The organism is Nocardia flavorosea NBRC 108225 (assembly GCF_001613385.1).
In the GTDB taxonomy this organism is placed as follows: domain Bacteria; phylum Actinomycetota; class Actinomycetes; order Mycobacteriales; family Mycobacteriaceae; genus Nocardia; species Nocardia flavorosea.
On the sequence record NZ_BDCG01000002.1, the window covers coordinates 340,637 to 355,151 of the forward strand.

Here is a 14,515-nt window from a genome sequence, read left to right on the forward strand (position 1 = left end):
CCGCAACCCTCAGTGGGCGGCATGCCCGCCGGTGATCACCGGCACGATATGCCGGTGGGCGAATTCCGTGAGCCGGTCCCGGGATTCGAGGTCGACCGCACCGACCGGCTGCAGGATGAGCGAGTGCACGATCCGGGCGGCGATCTCGATACGGGTCGCGAGATCGGGGATCTCGGGTAGCCGCAGCCGGCGCAGCGCATCACCCACCACGGTGGTGGCCGTGGTGATCGCCATCGTGAAGAACGCCCCACCCTCGATGGTGAGTTGCGGCAGCAGTCGTCCGGGTTCCACCGCGAGCACCCGGTTGACCATAGGGTGGCCGCGCCACCGGTTGATCACGGTGACGAAGAGGTCGGCGACGACGGCGTCGACCGTCGCGTGCCGCGCGGCAATCCCGTGGAGCTCGTCGAGCAGAATGCGGACCTCGCGCGCGGTGACCGCACGCACCAGTTCGTCGCGTGAACCGATGCGCCGATAGACCGTCCCGCGGTCGACTGCGGCCTCCCGAGCGATATCTCCGATCGTCGTCTTCTTCACGCCGAGTCGTTCGAACTGCCGTCGCGCCGCATCGAGGATACGTTCTTCGAGATCGTCCGGAACGGGGTCTTTCGAGGTGGGGGCGGTAGCGGGCACGCGGGACACGCTAGCAGCGCGCACCCGGTCGACAACAATCCGGAAGATTTTGTTGCGACCACATTGCAAGGCAATCTGTTGCATTGTACGGTTCAGGTATGGCTGATGACAGCGCACCGCCGCGCACCTATCGCGAGGAAGCCCACGCGATCCACGCGCGGGACGTGCACTTCGACTTCTCCGGCGTCCCGATGCACTACATCCCCGGCGAAGTGCTGGCGACCCATGTCACCAATGTGATGCACCTGGTCCTGCCCGAGGGCGAACGCGCCATGGCGGCCTGCCTGGCCGAGGCACTGCCCTATATCGACGATGAACGGCTCCGCGAGGAGGTCACCGGGTTCATCGGCCAGGAATCGATGCACGCGGGCAGCCACGAGGGCGCACGTCGCCATCTGCAGTCGATCGGACTCGACGTCGAATCGTATGTCGCCAAGGTCGCCTGGCTGGTCGACCGGGTACTCGGCGGCCACGGGCTCACCGGCCGCGCCGAACAGGAGTGGCTCAAGGAACGCATGGGCCTGTTCGCCGGGATGGAGCATTTCACCGCGGTGATCGGTGAATGGCTCCTCGAATCGAAGGTGCTCGAGGAACTCGGGATGGACCCGACCATGCTGGACCTCGTGCGCTGGCACGGCGCCGAGGAAGTCGAGCACCGCAGCGTGGTGTTCGACGCCTATATGCACGTCGACGGCGGCTATGCGCGCCGGGTCCGCACCGGCCTGCTGGCCAGTGGGCTGCTGTTGCCGTTGTTCGTGGTATCCACCGCCTACCTCTACCGCAAGGACCCGAGCCCGGCGAAGGGACGTTTCTGGGGGCAGCAGTTCCTCAGCGCGACCGTGCGCGGTGTGATTCCCAGTTTCACCACGTTCTTCACCGAGATGCCGCGCTATCTGCGGCCGGGGTTCCATCCTTCACAGCTGGGTTCGATGGACAACGCTCTGCGCTATCTGGCGCACTCCCCCGCGGCCCGCGGATGAATACGACCGGACCGGCGCCGTCGCGGAGCCTGCAGATGCTGGGCATTGCCATGGACCTTTATAAGAAGGTGTTCACCACACCCGCACTATCTCGCCCGAACCCGGTGCGGCGCAGCGGTTTCGATATCACCGTCACCGTGGACGCAGTACACGCCGAGGCACCGGACGTGGTTTCGCTGACCGTGCGGCGGCCGGACGGCCGGCAGCTGCCCGTCTGGCGTCCCGGTTCCCATCTGGATGTATTCCTGCCCTCCGGGCGGCAACGCCAGTACTCCCTGTGCGGCGATCCGCGGGACCGTTCGCGCTATCGCATTGCCGTGCGCCGGCTGCCCGGCGGTGACGGCGGGTCGACGGAGATGCACACGCTCGCACCCGGTGATGTGCTCCGGATCCGCGGACCCCGTAATGCGTTCACCTTCGTGGAGACCGCCCCGGCCTACCTGTTCGTCGCCGCCGGTATCGGCATCACCCCGATCCTGCCCATGGTGCACGCCGCCGGCGACCGCGGGCGGCTGGTGTATCTGGGGCGTTCCCGCGACACCATGCCTTTCCTCGGCGAACTTCCCACCGGCACCGATATCCGGCCCGACGACGAATTCGGCACCCCCGATATCCCCGCGATCCTGGCGGACGCGCCCCTGGGGGCCGCGGTGTACGTCTGCGGCCCGCCGCCGGTTCTCGAAGCCGCACACCGCAGCTTCTTCCCGCTGAACCCGACCGGCTCGCTGCATACCGAACGATTCTCGGCGCCACCGATCGTCGACGGCCGGGAGTTCGAGCTCACCCTTGCCGCCTCCGGCAAACAGGTGCGGGTGGGTGCCGCGGAGTCCGCGCTCGACGCGATCCGCCGGATACATCCCGACGCCGTTTTCTCCTGCCGCCAGGGATTCTGCGGTACCTGCAAGACCAAGGTCCTCGCGGGCGATATCGACCACCGCGACCGCACCCTCACCGACACCGAACGCCCCGGCCACATGCTTCCGTGTGTCTCCCGGTCCGCGGGCGGGCCGTTGGTTCTCGATCTCTGAAGCGAAAGGTCCACCAGCACAATGCCTCCCAGTTTCCCGCTCGAACCGGCGGATGACACCTTCTTGAACACCGCGGCCCGGCGTTACACCCATATCGTCGATATCCCGGCCTCCCGGGAACAGGTCTGGGAAACCCTCACCGCCGACGACGCCCTGGTGTCATGGTCCCCGGTGATCACGGCCGCCCGCTGGACTTCGCCGCGCCCGTTCGGCGCCGGCACCACCCGGCAGGTGACCCTCGGCGGCGCACTCCGTCTCGACGAGCGTTTCTACCGCTGGGCGGAGAACACCCGAATGACCTTCACCGTCGATTCCGCGTCTGTCCCGGGCCTGCACCGTTTCGCCGAGGACCTCACCCTCCTGTCCCTGGGCACCGCGACCCGGCTGGTCTGGACATTCGCCCTCGAAGGCAATCCGCTGCTCCGCCCCGTACTGGCCGCGGCGAGCCCGGTGAACCGGCTGGTCACCAAATCCATCGCCGAAGGCATCACCCGCCGGGTCCGGCGCGACGCGGTGGGGGCGCGGCGATGAGCCCGGCGGAGTCCGGCGCGGTTTCCGGACATCACAACATCGTCGTGCTCGGGGCCGGTTTCGGCGGTATCGGGATGGCGATCGCACTGCGACAGGCCGGTTTCGACGATGTGGTTCTGCTCGAACGCGCCGCCGATCTGGGCGGCACCTGGCAGGCCAACACCTATCCGGGCTGCGCCTGCGATGTCCCTTCCCAGCTGTACAGCTATTCCTTCGCCCCGAACCCCGACTGGTCGCGCACCTACGGGCGGCAGCCGGAAATCCTCGATTACCTGCGCCGCGTCGCCACCGAGCACGATGTGGTGCGCAGTATCCGGTTGAATACCGAACTGACCGGCGCACGCTGGGACGAGGCGAACGCCGTCTGGCGGATCGACACCTCCCGCGGCTCGCTCACCGCGGACTACTTCCTGTCCGCCGCCGGGATCTTCGCGGAAGCGAAGTACCCGGATCTCCCGGGCTTGGAGAGCTTCACCGGTACCGCGTTCCATTCCCTGCACTGGGATCACGACCACGATCTGACCGGCGAGCGGGTCGCGGTGATCGGCACCGGGGCGTCCGCGGTGCAGTTCATTCCGGAGATCCAGCCACAGGTGGCCGCACTGACGGTGTTCCAGCGGTCGGCGCCGTGGATCGTACCGCGGATGGATCGGCCCACCCTGGGACTGGAGCGGAGCCTGCTGCGGCGTCTACCGCTGGCGCAGAAGGCCGTTCGCGGTACCTGGTACGGCCTCATCGAAAGTTTCGGCCTGGTCGGCTTCGTCGACAACCGGTTCCGTCACCCCTTCGAGATGCTCGGCCGACTCCAGTTACTGCGCCAGATCCGGGATCCACGGCTGCGCCGCAAGGCCACACCCGATTACGTCATCGGCTGTAAGCGCGCCATCTTCTCCGACGCCTACCTGCCGGCGCTGGACAAGGACAACGTGGAAGTGGTCACCGACGGTATCGCGGAGGTGCGGCCGCACTCGATCGTCACCCGCGAAGGCGACGAAATCGAGGTCGACACGATCATCTACGGCACGGGGTTCACGCCCATCCCGACCGCGTTCGAACGGATCACCGGCCGCGACGGCCGCTCCATCGCCGAGCTGTACTACGAGGAACCGCAAACCTATCTGGGCACCGCGATGGCCGGATTCCCGAATTTCTTCTGCACCCTGGGACCGTTCGGCGCGGCCGGTAACCAGTCCGCCATCTTCATGCTGGAATCGCAGATCACCTATATCGTCGACGCTCTCAGCACCCTGCGTGCACGCGCGGCCCGCCGGGTGGAGGTGCGCCGGGAAACGCAAGACGCGTTCGTCGGGGAAATGGAACGCCGCAGCGCGGACACCGTATGGCTGACCGGCGGCTGCCAGACCTACTACACCACCCCCGACGGCCGAAATGCCGGGCTGTACCCGAGCTGGAGTTTCGAATACCGCCGCCGCACCCAGCGTTTCGACCCCGAATCCTACGAGGTGAGCTCATGAAGCCGCCGCTGCCCGGCCCGCTGGACCGGCTCGCCGGGCCGGTATTCGATATCCACGGCAAGGTGGTGCTGGTGACGGGCGCCGGGCAGGGTATCGGCCGCGAACTCGTGGGGATCCTGCACCGGCGTGGTGCCGTGATCGCGGCAGTCGATATCGACGAGGCCGCCGCACGACGGGCCGCAGATGAGCTGGGATCGCGGGCCTGCGGTATCGGCGCCGATGTCACCGACCGGAACCGGATGGAACAGGTGATCGGCGAGGTGACCGACCGGTTCGGCCGGCTCGATATCGTCGTCGCCAACGCCGGCGTCACCCCGGTACCGGCGACACTGCGCACCATGGAACCCGGCGATTTCGACCGGGTGCTGAACATCAACCTCACCGGAGTGTTCAACACCGTGCATCCGGCGCTCGACGAGATCGTCCGCAGCCGCGGTCATGTGGTGGTCGTGTCGTCGTGTGCCGCGTTCGCGCCGGGAATGGGTGGTTCGCCGTACATGATCAGCAAGGCCGCGGTCGAACAGCTCGGCCGGGCGCTGCGGGTCGAACTGGCTGCCTCCGGCGCTACCGCCGGAATCGCCTACTTCGGCCTGGTGGAAACACCGATGACGCATGCGATGCTCGACGCCGACGATCTCGGCCGCCGGATCAACGATCTGCTGCCGTGGCCGCTGAGCGTGCGGATCACCGCCGAACAGGCCGCGCGCACCATCGCCGACGGGATCTCGCGGCGCGCGGCACGCACCATCGCGCCCAGCGGCTGGCAGCCCTACGCATTGTTGCGCGGGGTGATCAACACCGTTCTCGACGGCCGGCTGGCCGCCGATGCATCGGTACAAGATATCGTGCGCGCGATCGAGAAACGGCGATGACCGCGCCGCCGGTCCGTGGTTCGTGGCAAGCCCGCGCTGTCCGGCAGGTATCGGCGCTGACCGCGCGCCGGCTCGCGGCGGCCGCACCGGTGAACGCCTGCACGCTCCCGTTCGCACGGGCACTGATCGATCAGGCGTTGCGCACGGTCGCACCGGCCTTGTCCGGCACCACGGTCGAGCAGGTTCGCGACGGCCGGGTCAGAGGGGAATGGGTGCGGGGGCCGCGGGCCGGCCGGACCGATGCCGTCGTGCTGTACGTGCACGGCGGCGGGTTCGTCGCCGGATCCGCGGCCGGGTATCGCGGAGTGGCCTCGCGCCTGTCCACCGCGACCGGACTGCCGGTTTTCACCCTGGACTACCGCCGCGCGCCCGAACACCCGTATCCGGCGGCGCCGCAGGATATCGACCATGCGTTCCGGTGGCTGACCGGCCGCGGTTACGCCCCCGGCCGGATCCTGGTCGCGGGAGATTCCGCGGGCGGGTTCCTCGCCGCCGATTTCGTCATCGACCGGGCCCGCAGCGGCCTGCCCGCACCCAGCGGAGTGGTGCTGTTCTCACCGATGGCGGATCTGAGCCTCGGTGTGGCCACCGGTTACGAAGGAGCGCGGACGTGTGGCCTGCTGTCGGCCGGTCTGTCGCGGCGCGCGGTCACCCATTTCACCCCCGACCCCTACGAGTTGCTGCCCGCCCCCGGTAAAACGCTGCCACCGGCGCTCATCCACGCCGGCGATACCGAATTCTTCGGCGGTGACGCTCTCGTTCTGGCCCAGCGGTGGACCGCCACCGGCGCGGTCTGTGACCTACAGATATGGCCCGACCAGATCCATGCCTTCCAGGTGCTGCCCGTCCTGATTCCGGAATCGCGGCTCGCCTACCGGTCCGCGGCCCGCTTCGCCGCCGCCGTTCTCGAACCCACCGCAGCCGCGGTCTGATCCGAAAGACTCTCCCGTGAGCACAGTCCGATTCGACACTCTCCCCGCCGCGTTCCAGCATATCGCCGCCGTGGACCCCGCCGCGGTCGCGCTCCGCACGCCCGGTGACACCCGCACGGTCACCTGGGGTGAATACGCGCAGCAGGTCCGCGAATTCGCCGCCGGACTCGCCGCGCTCGGCGTCCGCCGCGGGGACACGGTCGCGCTGATGATGGGTAATCGGCCGGACTTCTACCCGCTCGAGGTGGCCGCCCAGCACCTCGGCGCGACGTCGTTCTCGGTCTACAACACCCTGCCGCCGGATCAACTCGGATACGTTCTCGGCAATGCCGGTGCCCGCGTGGTGATCTGCGAACCCCAGTATGTGCCGCGATTGCGCGACTGCGGGGTCGTCTTCGAACGTCTGATCTGTCTCGACGAGGCTCCCGCCGGGACTCTGCCCGTGGACGGGTTGCGCGCCGCGGGTGTGGCCGACTTCGATTTCGAGGCGGCCTGGCGTGCCGTGCGACCCGGCGACGTGGCGACCCTGATCTACACCTCCGGGACCACCGGCGCCCCGAAGGGTGTGGAGACCACCCATGCCAACCTGCTGTTCCAGGTCTACGGGGTCGCCGACGTGCTCGGTATCGAATTCGGCGACACCATCACCTCCTATATGCCTTCGGCCCATATCGCCGATCGGCTCACCGCGCTCTACGCGCAGGAGGTGCTCGGCGTCCAGGTGACCTGTGTTCCCGACCCGTCCGGGATCGCCGGCGCGCTGGCCGATCTACACCCGACCATCTGGGGCGCGGTGCCCCGGGTCTGGGAGAAGATCCGCGCCGCGGTGGAATTCGAGGCCACCGCCGAGCCCGATGCCGAACGGCGCGCCGCCCTCCAGTGGGCGCTGTCGGTAGCCGCCGGCCGCGGCGAATACGCCCTGTCGGGCCGCGAGCTCCCCGCCGATCTGGCCGCCGAATGGCAACGCGCCGACGAGCTGGTCCTGCGGGGGCTGCGGACGGCACTCGGCTTCGACCGGATGCGCTGGGCGATGTCGGGTGCCGCGCCGATCCCGCCGGGAACACTGGGCTTCTTCGCCGGTCTCGGGGTGCCGATCACCGAGATCTGGGGAATGTCGGAACTGTCGTGTATCTGCACGGTCAGTCATCCCCGCGATGCCCGGCTGGGTACGGTCGGAACGCTGCTGCCGGGTATGCACGCCCGGACCGCACCCGACGGCGAACTCCAGCTGCGCGGACCGCTGGTGATGAAGGGGTACCGGGGTCTACCGGAGAAAACCGCGGAGGCGATCGATGCCGACGGCTGGCTGTCCACCGGCGATATCGTGACCGTCGACGCGGAAGGTTATTACACCGTCGTCGACCGTAAGAAGGACATCATCATCAACGCGTCGGGTAAGAACATGTCGCCGACGCATATCGAGAACACCGTCAAGGCGGCCACGCCGCTCATCGGCGCCATGGCGGTGATCGGCGACGGCCGCCCCTACAACACTGCTCTCGTCGTCCTCGACGCCGAAACCGCCGGCCCCTACGCCACGCAGCACGGTCTCACCGATTCCACGCCCGCCGCACTCGCCGCCGACCCCGCGGTTCTGGCGGCGATCGCCGCGGGTATCGCCGCCGGAAATGCGCGGCTGGCCCGCGTCGAACAGATCAAACGCTTCACCGTCCTGCCGGTCTTCTGGGAAGCCGGCGGCGACGAGGTCACCCTCACCATGAAACTGAAACGTACGGTGGTGGCCGAGAAGTACGCCGACCGGATCACCGATCTCTACCGCCCCGAACCACCCGCCCAGGTCCGCGAACCAGCAGCCGGGGAAGTGGCGGCGAGCCGATAGCACCGATGGCCGGATCGCGGTGGCGCACCGCGATCCGGCGGCGGATCACACCTCGAGGTCTTCTTCGATACCGCGCAGTTTGTGCCGGGCCAGAGCCAGATTCGCGCGGCCGCGATCGAGCGCGAGGTAGAGGAACAAACCTTTCGATTTCCGGCCGGTCATCGGGCGGATCAGATGGTACTGGGAGCTCAGCGTGATCAGGATGTCCTCGATATCCTCCTGCAGGCCGAGCTGTTCGATGGTCCGCAGTTTCGCGCGCACCACCTCGGTGTTGCCCGCGGCGGCGACGTGGAGGTCGAGCGCTTTCGAGCTGCCGAGCATCCCCAGCGCCATACCGCTGGTGTAGTCGACGACGGCCGCGCCGACGGCGCCGTCGATCGCCATCATGTCCTTCAGCGCCAAGTCCATATCGGACACAGGTGTTTCCTTTCGATGGGTTATCCGGGTCTTCGGTTGGTCCGGTCGGGATCGCGGGCGGTGCCTGCGAGATGTTCGGCGATACTGCGCGCCACCGGACGGGATTCGAGATGCAACCGGCCGATGTTCACGTCCGGTTCCGCGAACACGGTGAGCGATGCCCAGCCCGCCGCGTAGATGACGATGTGCCCGCGTGCCCCGTCCACCACGACCTCCTGGAACCCGCCCCCGTACGCGACAGCCGCCAGCCGGTCCGACAGCGACAGGTGCGCCGCGGCGAGCGCGGCCATTCCGGTGGGTTCGATATGTCCGGGTAGGTCGTGGGTGACCAGCAGGCCGTCACTGGACGCCACGAGGGCTCCGATCAGCCCGGGCACCCGGGCCCGTAGTCCGGCGAGTTCTGCAAACACCGCCGGATCCGGCTCGGGCATCGGCACTTTCGTCAACCTCCCCATCAGATCACCGAGCAATTTCCTGCGCGCTGTCACGCGAGGTCCTCCAGTGCCGTGCGGAGCCGCAGGAGCAGTTGCCGATCCACCGGCTCCCACTCACCGTCCTCGGGAACCGGAACCTCCTGCCGCACCCGCCGGCGCAGGGCCGGCTCGGCGGCGGGCCGGGGCGAGGCCTGCGTCTGCCGGTCCGCCGGCGGTTCGATCAACCCCGCCGCGGTGAGGTCGCGGACCGCCTCCAGACAGCCGTACGCGGTGCGGCCGAGGTCGCGGGCGATAACGGTGACGCTGCGGCGGGTATCGGCGGCGGCAAGTACTTCGGCCTGCCCGCCGGTCAGTACGACTCGATTGCGGCGGATCCGGCGAACCGGCACCACGGGCGACCGATCGACCAGCTGCGCCGGCCACGGACCGGCGTTCGGGTCCCCACGTCGTGCGCATTCGCGAACCAATACCCGCGGCGGGATATGGCAGACCGGCGCCAGCCAATGCGGGGGTGCGGGCCGGAATTCGGCGACGACCGGGCCGGACAGGAGAAAATAGGCGGCGTCGAATACCGAGAGCAGCGCCAAGGTTTCGAACACCGGGCGGCCGAGCACGGGACTGGGGTCGCCCGCGGCGGCGCGCTGCCACTCGCCGGCCCCGGCCACCCCGGCTTCCGCGGCCAGCCGATCCAGCCCAGTGGTGCGACGGCATTCGGCGGAGGCTATGGCGCCGTCCGCGAGATGGAAAACCCCGTCACCCGCGTGCAGCACGCCGGTGCTTCCCTCGTCTTCCAGCCGCCGCAGCTCGTCCACGAGCTCAATTCCCATAACCGCCCTCGGCCGGTTCCACCCCGTGACTGCTCCGGCCCGGTTCTGTTCCACGGCCGCCCCCGGCCGGCTCCGCCGGCTCAGGACCGCCGCCGGCCTCCGGTTCCGGTCCGTGATCGTCCCCGGTCAGTTCCGCGAGGATCCCGCGTAACCGGTATCGGGCCATCGCGAGGTTGCCCGAACCCTCGTCGAACAGCGCGTGCACGAAAAGCCGTCCGTCGAAATCACCGCGGACGAGGTCGATCAGGTGGTATCCCCCGCTGCCGTACACGATGATTTCGGTGATGTCGTCATCGTCGGCACCGGTCGCGAGCGCCGGACAGCCGAGTACGGCGCGCACGACATCGGTGGTGGTGGCCGCGTCCTCGTGCTGGTCGACCGGTTCATGGCGTCCGGCCCCGGCCACTGCCAGTCCGCTCGCCCCGTCGACCAAGGTCACGCTGCGCGCCCCCGGGATGTCCATGATGCGTTCCAGACATCCATCGATACCGATCACTGCGCCCCTACTTCGTTCATGCGTGTTTCAGATTGCAGAGACACTACACAGACCTTGCGAACTATGTCATGCGAACGCAGTAGTGCGTCCCGAGTGCGCCATCCGGGGCCGGGTGCGGGCCGAAGACAGTTCGCGGTGTCACGAAAACTAGCCCTCAGCGACGCACGGCACTACGGAATCGTGAATTTCCACCACTGTCGCACGGTTCGGGCAGGAAAGCCTGTACGGTCAGTCGCCGATCCGGGCTGCCAGGATCGGAACTCCTGGGCCGGTGAGTTCACGGGTGATACCGCGCCGCCCGGACATTGCCATGAGAAGCGATTCGGCCGGGCCGGAAATCTCGGCGCCGCGGCCGTGGCACCACTCGAGATCGGTTGCCGACAACCGTAGTCCGCGGATGCGCCGGTGGGCGCCGAGCCGGGGGTTGCCGGGCGTCCGCGCCGGCACATAACGCAACCGGTCCTCCGGAACGGTGCGCGGCACGCCGAGCGAACGACGGATGTCCTGGTGATGGATCAGGCCGTCGACCAGCGCGATCATCCCGCCGAAGCCGGCGGTCAGTCCTCGCGGTTGCCGATGGCGGTCGAAGAATTCCAGCAGTTCACCGATGTTGTACGCGCGGAACTCGTCGACACCGACCTGGTTGGCGTGCACAATACGGCCTTTGACGAACCGCCCGGCCAGACCCCGCGCATCCAGATGGTCGTAGCTCACCATATGCGCGACCACATCGCGCACTCGCCAGCTCACACACAAGGTCGGCACCTCCCATTGCTGCGGCGTCAAAGTCGCCGGCAGGGCGGCGATATCGTCGCGCTCGGCACGCGCCATAGCCATGACATTCACCGCGGTCCTCCTTCCCTGTGTGACACAGCAGTCCGGTACAAGCGGTGTTCCAGTAAGGCCTGCTCGGCCGGGTTCCGGGTGAGCGCCAGCGCTTTCCGGTCCGCCACCGCGGCGTCGTCGGCCCGGCCGAGTTCGCGGAGCAACTCGGCGCGGGTAGCGTGCAACAAGTGGTACCCGTCCAGTTGCGCGGCGAGTTCGTCCACGGTCGCCAATGCCGCTTCCGGCCCCTCCACCTGCGCGCGGGCTATCGCTTGATGCAACCGGATCACCGGTGAGGGCGTCATCGCCGACAGCAAGTCGTAGAGGACCACGATCTGCGGCCAGTCGGTGGCGGCCCAGTCCGCCGCCTCGGCATGGCAGGCCACGATCGCCGCCTGCACCTGGTACGGGCCCGGCCGTCGCCGCCGGCCGGCGGCGAGCAGCAGGTCGATCGCCCGCCCGATGGCGGCGTGATCCCAGCGGGTGCGGTCCTGGTCGCGAAGCAGCACGATACGGCCCGAACCGTCGAAACGCGCGCCGGCACGTGCCCGATGCAATCGGACGAGCGCGAGCAGTCCCATCACCTCCGGTTCGCCGGGCAGCAGCCGGTCCAGCAGCGCCGCCAGCCATTCGGCGTCGGCGGCCAGGCCCGGGTCGCCGACCGTTTCGGTCGCCAGATAGCCCTCGTTGAACAGCAGGTAGATGACGGTCAGCACCTCGTCCAGGCGTTCGGCGAGTTCGGCGTCCGAGGGAGTGCGAAAGGGGATACCGGCCTGCGAAATCTTGCGCTTTGCGCGGGTGATGCGCTGGGCGACAGCACTTTCCGATATCACGAATGCCCGCGCCAGCTGGCGGGTGTCCAGTCCGCACACCATCCGCAGGGTCAGCGCCACCTGCGCCTCGCGCGGGAGCGCCGGATGGCAGCAGATGAACATCAGCCGCAACCGATCATCGGCCTCCGCCTGCACCGGCCACCGCAACTGCCGCAGTTTGTCGCGATAGTTGGCTTCCCGGCGCAGTATGTCGAGACCGCGGCGGCGGGCGACGGTGAACAACCACGCCTGCGGATCGTCCGGGACACCGTCGACCGGCCAGGTGCGCAACGCCTTCTCGACCGCGTCGGACACCAGGTCCTCGGCGGCCGCGAAGTCGCCGAGCAAGGTGACCAGCGACGCGGCGAGCCGGCTGCCGTGCTCACGCAGCACCGCGGCCAGCACCCGGCCGGGGTCGGCGCCGGTCACATCAGGACCGGTCGTATCTCCACCAATGGGCAGCCCGGCCAGGTCCGGGCCATGGCAAGCGCTTCGTCCAGATCCGCCACCTCCACCTCCACATACCCGCTGACGACCTCTTTGCCCTCGACGAACGGGCCGTCGGTGACGAGAACGCCGCCGGCCGCGTCGAGCCGAACCGTCGTCGCGGTGTCGCCGCCCGCGAGTTTGCGGTTGTGCAGGATCTTGTCGCCGTACTCGGCCAGCCAGGTCTGGACGCGGGCGAATCCCTGTTCGCGCGCGGCATCGTCCATCGCCTCCCAGTCCTTCTCCCACTGCTCGGTCTCACAGAACATCAGCACGTATTTCATGCTCGAACACCTCCTTCACCCATTAGACGATCGGCGGCACCCGAAATCCGACAGGCCGGAAAATTCAGCACCGTCGGACGGACCGGGCCACGCGATCGCTGCGGCGCGGTCCAGGCCGCTGTGCCGACGGGCCCCGCGCAAGTGCCACGCCTCGCGGTCGGCGGCCCGGTAGTGGTGGCCCGGCGCCCGCTGTGAATGCGGCTCGTCCTCGATCGTCGCGTCGACGCGATCGAGCGCGCCCCGGACTGCCCGAACAGTCCCCGGCACACGAACATCGCGCCGGGTCGACGCGACGCACCCGGCACCTCGCGCCCGAGGGGATGCGGGCCGCGGTTCCGGCGATCACCTGCGGGCCGGACTGTCTCCGAGGCCGAGTTGTGCGGTGAGTTCAACGGCCGCCGAACGACCGGCCCGGTTCGCGCCGATCGTGCTGGCGGACGGGCCGTACCCGATCAAATGGATCCGCGGGTCGGCCGCGACCTGGGTTGCCGAACGGCCCGTCATCGCAATTCCGCCGCCGGGGCCCCGCAACGCCAATGGCGCCAGATGGTCGAGGGCGCTGCGGAAACCGGTGGCCCACAGGATCACCTGTGCCGGTTGGAACGTCCCGTCGGACCACCGCACCCCGTCCGGCTCGATATGCTCGAACATCGGCAATCGGTGCAGGACACCGCGGTCGCGGGCGGCGCGCAGGCGTTCGGTCAGCACCAGACCGGTCACCGAGACCACCGACCCCGGCGGTAGCCCGCGGCGCACCCGGTCTTCGACTATGGCCACCGCGCGCCGGCCCGCATCCTGGTCGAACGGGGTTTCGCGGAAAACCGGGGCGGACCGTGTCACCCATGTGGTGGTGGTGACCCGGGAGATCTCGTCGAGCAACTGGACGGCGGAGATCCCACCCCCGACGACCACAACGTGCTGCCCGGCGAACTCCTGCGGATCGCGATAGTCGCGAGTGTGCAGCTGGCGGCCGGCGAAGACTTCCGCACCGCGATAGTGCGGTATGAACGGGCGTTCCCAGGTACCGGTGCCGTTGATCAGGCCGCGGACGCGCAAGGTGCCGGCGTTATCGGTTTCGGCGTGCAGCAGCCCGTCGCGTTCGCGGCGATCGCACACCACTCGGACGGTCACCGGGCGGTGGACGCGCAGCCCGAAATGTTCCTCGTAGCGGCGGTAGTAGTACGGGACGGCTGTCGCGGCCGCTACGTCGGCGGTGACGGTGGCACCGGGCGGCAGATTCTCCGCGAACGACATCCCCGGGAGATCGTGTACCCCGTTGGCGGTGCTCAGGGTGAGCGACGGCCAGCGGAACTGCCAGGCGCCGCCGGGGCCCGGGGCGTGGTCCACGATGAGGAAATCGCGTCCGGGAACCAGCCCGCGCCGCTGCACGTGGTAACCGGCCGACAAACCGGACTGACCGGCCCCGATCACCAGGACCTGGAAATCCGGCCCGGCCGGGCCCGCTGCATCGGTCACCATGACCGCCGATGCTAGCCCGGGCCGGTGACACAGCGATCCCCATGCGTCGCGGTGCGCTTCCCGGGCACGTACCCGGCGTTCTCGTGCACTAAAAGTCCGAAATGCCCAAAATCGCCGATACGCAGAACGTTTCATATTCCGAGCGGGAAAATCGTACCTCCGGG

The 14,515-nt window shown here is 68.5% G+C and carries 16 protein-coding genes; 7 read left to right on the forward strand and 9 right to left on the reverse strand.

Features of this window, described 5'->3' with window-relative positions:
* Positions 1–9 precede the first annotated feature (9 nt).
* Positions 10–633, reverse strand: a complete 624-nt coding sequence (locus NFL01S_RS01680) for a TetR/AcrR family transcriptional regulator (protein WP_062971283.1) — start codon at positions 631–633, stop codon at positions 10–12.
* Positions 634–731: 98 nt separating this feature from the next.
* On the opposite strand from NFL01S_RS01680, the gene NFL01S_RS01685 reads away from it, so the two are divergent.
* The 7 genes from NFL01S_RS01685 to fadD11 are packed head-to-tail and all read left to right on the forward strand — an operon-like array spanning position 732 to position 8,291.
* A complete protein-coding gene (locus NFL01S_RS01685) occupies positions 732–1,613 on the forward strand; it encodes a metal-dependent hydrolase (RefSeq protein ID WP_062970719.1) in 882 nt (293 codons plus the stop codon).
* 35 nt (positions 1,614–1,648) lie between these two features.
* A complete protein-coding gene (locus NFL01S_RS01690) occupies positions 1,649–2,641 on the forward strand; it encodes a PDR/VanB family oxidoreductase (protein WP_245670472.1) in 993 nt (330 codons plus the stop codon).
* 21 nt (positions 2,642–2,662) lie between these two features.
* Entirely contained in the window at positions 2,663–3,172 is a 510-nt protein-coding gene (locus tag NFL01S_RS01695; RefSeq protein WP_062970723.1) for an SRPBCC family protein, read from the forward strand.
* Positions 3,169–4,647, forward strand: a complete 1,479-nt coding sequence (locus NFL01S_RS01700) for a flavin-containing monooxygenase (protein WP_062970725.1) — start codon at positions 3,169–3,171, stop codon at positions 4,645–4,647. Before NFL01S_RS01695 ends, NFL01S_RS01700 begins: the two co-directional genes overlap by 4 nt.
* A complete protein-coding gene (locus NFL01S_RS01705) occupies positions 4,644–5,519 on the forward strand; it encodes a short-chain dehydrogenase/reductase (protein WP_062970727.1) in 876 nt (291 codons plus the stop codon). Before NFL01S_RS01700 ends, NFL01S_RS01705 begins: the two co-directional genes overlap by 4 nt.
* Positions 5,516–6,451 carry an alpha/beta hydrolase gene (locus NFL01S_RS01710; protein WP_062970729.1) on the forward strand — a complete coding sequence of 312 codons (936 nt, stop codon included), beginning with the start codon at positions 5,516–5,518 and terminating at the stop codon, positions 6,449–6,451. Before NFL01S_RS01705 ends, NFL01S_RS01710 begins: the two co-directional genes overlap by 4 nt.
* Positions 6,452–6,467: 16 nt before the next feature.
* Positions 6,468–8,291, forward strand: coding sequence for a fatty acid--CoA ligase FadD11 (fadD11, locus tag NFL01S_RS01715; protein ID WP_062970731.1), 1,824 nt, complete (start codon positions 6,468–6,470; stop codon positions 8,289–8,291).
* Between the two features lie 45 nt (positions 8,292–8,336).
* Here fadD11 and NFL01S_RS01720 read toward each other — a convergent pair whose 3' ends face one another.
* The 8 genes from NFL01S_RS01720 to NFL01S_RS01755 all read right to left on the reverse strand — a co-directional run bounded on the left by NFL01S_RS01720 (position 8,337) and on the right by NFL01S_RS01755 (position 14,351).
* Complete coding sequence (locus tag NFL01S_RS01720; RefSeq protein WP_062970733.1) at positions 8,337–8,708, reverse strand: hypothetical protein; 372 nt, start codon at positions 8,706–8,708, stop codon at positions 8,337–8,339.
* Between the two features lie 20 nt (positions 8,709–8,728).
* Complete coding sequence (locus tag NFL01S_RS01725) at positions 8,729–9,196, reverse strand: roadblock/LC7 domain-containing protein (protein WP_245670473.1); 468 nt, start codon at positions 9,194–9,196, stop codon at positions 8,729–8,731.
* Positions 9,193–9,969 (reverse strand): hypothetical protein, encoded by a 777-nt coding sequence (locus NFL01S_RS01730; RefSeq protein WP_062970735.1) that lies wholly within the window; start codon positions 9,967–9,969, stop codon positions 9,193–9,195. The genes NFL01S_RS01725 and NFL01S_RS01730 overlap by 4 nt, the downstream gene beginning before the upstream one ends.
* Positions 9,959–10,465 (reverse strand): hypothetical protein, encoded by a 507-nt coding sequence (locus tag NFL01S_RS01735; RefSeq protein WP_245670474.1) that lies wholly within the window; start codon positions 10,463–10,465, stop codon positions 9,959–9,961. Before NFL01S_RS01735 ends, NFL01S_RS01730 begins: the two co-directional genes overlap by 11 nt.
* Before the next feature lie 228 nt (positions 10,466–10,693).
* Positions 10,694–11,302 (reverse strand): maleylpyruvate isomerase family mycothiol-dependent enzyme, encoded by a 609-nt coding sequence (locus NFL01S_RS01740; protein ID WP_062971287.1) that lies wholly within the window; start codon positions 11,300–11,302, stop codon positions 10,694–10,696.
* Between the two features lie 5 nt (positions 11,303–11,307).
* Positions 11,308–12,531 carry an RNA polymerase sigma factor gene (locus NFL01S_RS01745; RefSeq protein ID WP_062970737.1) on the reverse strand — a complete coding sequence of 408 codons (1,224 nt, stop codon included), beginning with the start codon at positions 12,529–12,531 and terminating at the stop codon, positions 11,308–11,310.
* Entirely contained in the window at positions 12,528–12,872 is a 345-nt protein-coding gene (locus NFL01S_RS01750) for a YciI family protein (protein ID WP_062970739.1), read from the reverse strand. The genes NFL01S_RS01745 and NFL01S_RS01750 overlap by 4 nt, the downstream gene beginning before the upstream one ends.
* Positions 12,873–13,214: 342 nt before the next feature.
* A complete protein-coding gene (locus NFL01S_RS01755) occupies positions 13,215–14,351 on the reverse strand; it encodes an NAD(P)-binding domain-containing protein (protein ID WP_062970741.1) in 1,137 nt (378 codons plus the stop codon).
* Positions 14,352–14,515: the final 164 nt, after the last annotated feature.

Bases quoted from the DNA above. Each gene is read 5' to 3' on its own strand.
- NFL01S_RS01685 (WP_062970719.1), top strand. From the start codon at position 732: ATGGCTGATGACAGCGCACCGCCGCGCACCTATCGCGAGGAAGCCCAC.
- NFL01S_RS01690 (WP_245670472.1), top strand. From the start codon at position 1,649: ATGCTGGGCATTGCCATGGACCTTTATAAGAAGGTGTTCACCACACCC.
- NFL01S_RS01695 (WP_062970723.1), top strand. From the start codon at position 2,663: ATGCCTCCCAGTTTCCCGCTCGAACCGGCGGATGACACCTTCTTGAAC.
- NFL01S_RS01700 (WP_062970725.1), top strand. From the start codon at position 3,169: ATGAGCCCGGCGGAGTCCGGCGCGGTTTCCGGACATCACAACATCGTC.
- NFL01S_RS01705 (WP_062970727.1), top strand. From the start codon at position 4,644: ATGAAGCCGCCGCTGCCCGGCCCGCTGGACCGGCTCGCCGGGCCGGTA.
- NFL01S_RS01710 (WP_062970729.1), top strand. From the start codon at position 5,516: ATGACCGCGCCGCCGGTCCGTGGTTCGTGGCAAGCCCGCGCTGTCCGG.
- NFL01S_RS01730 (WP_062970735.1), bottom strand. From the start codon at position 9,969: ATGGGAATTGAGCTCGTGGACGAGCTGCGGCGGCTGGAAGACGAGGGA.
- NFL01S_RS01740 (WP_062971287.1), bottom strand. From the start codon at position 11,302: ATGGCTATGGCGCGTGCCGAGCGCGACGATATCGCCGCCCTGCCGGCG.
- NFL01S_RS01750 (WP_062970739.1), bottom strand. From the start codon at position 12,872: ATGAAATACGTGCTGATGTTCTGTGAGACCGAGCAGTGGGAGAAGGAC.
- NFL01S_RS01755 (WP_062970741.1), bottom strand. From the start codon at position 14,351: ATGGTGACCGATGCAGCGGGCCCGGCCGGGCCGGATTTCCAGGTCCTG.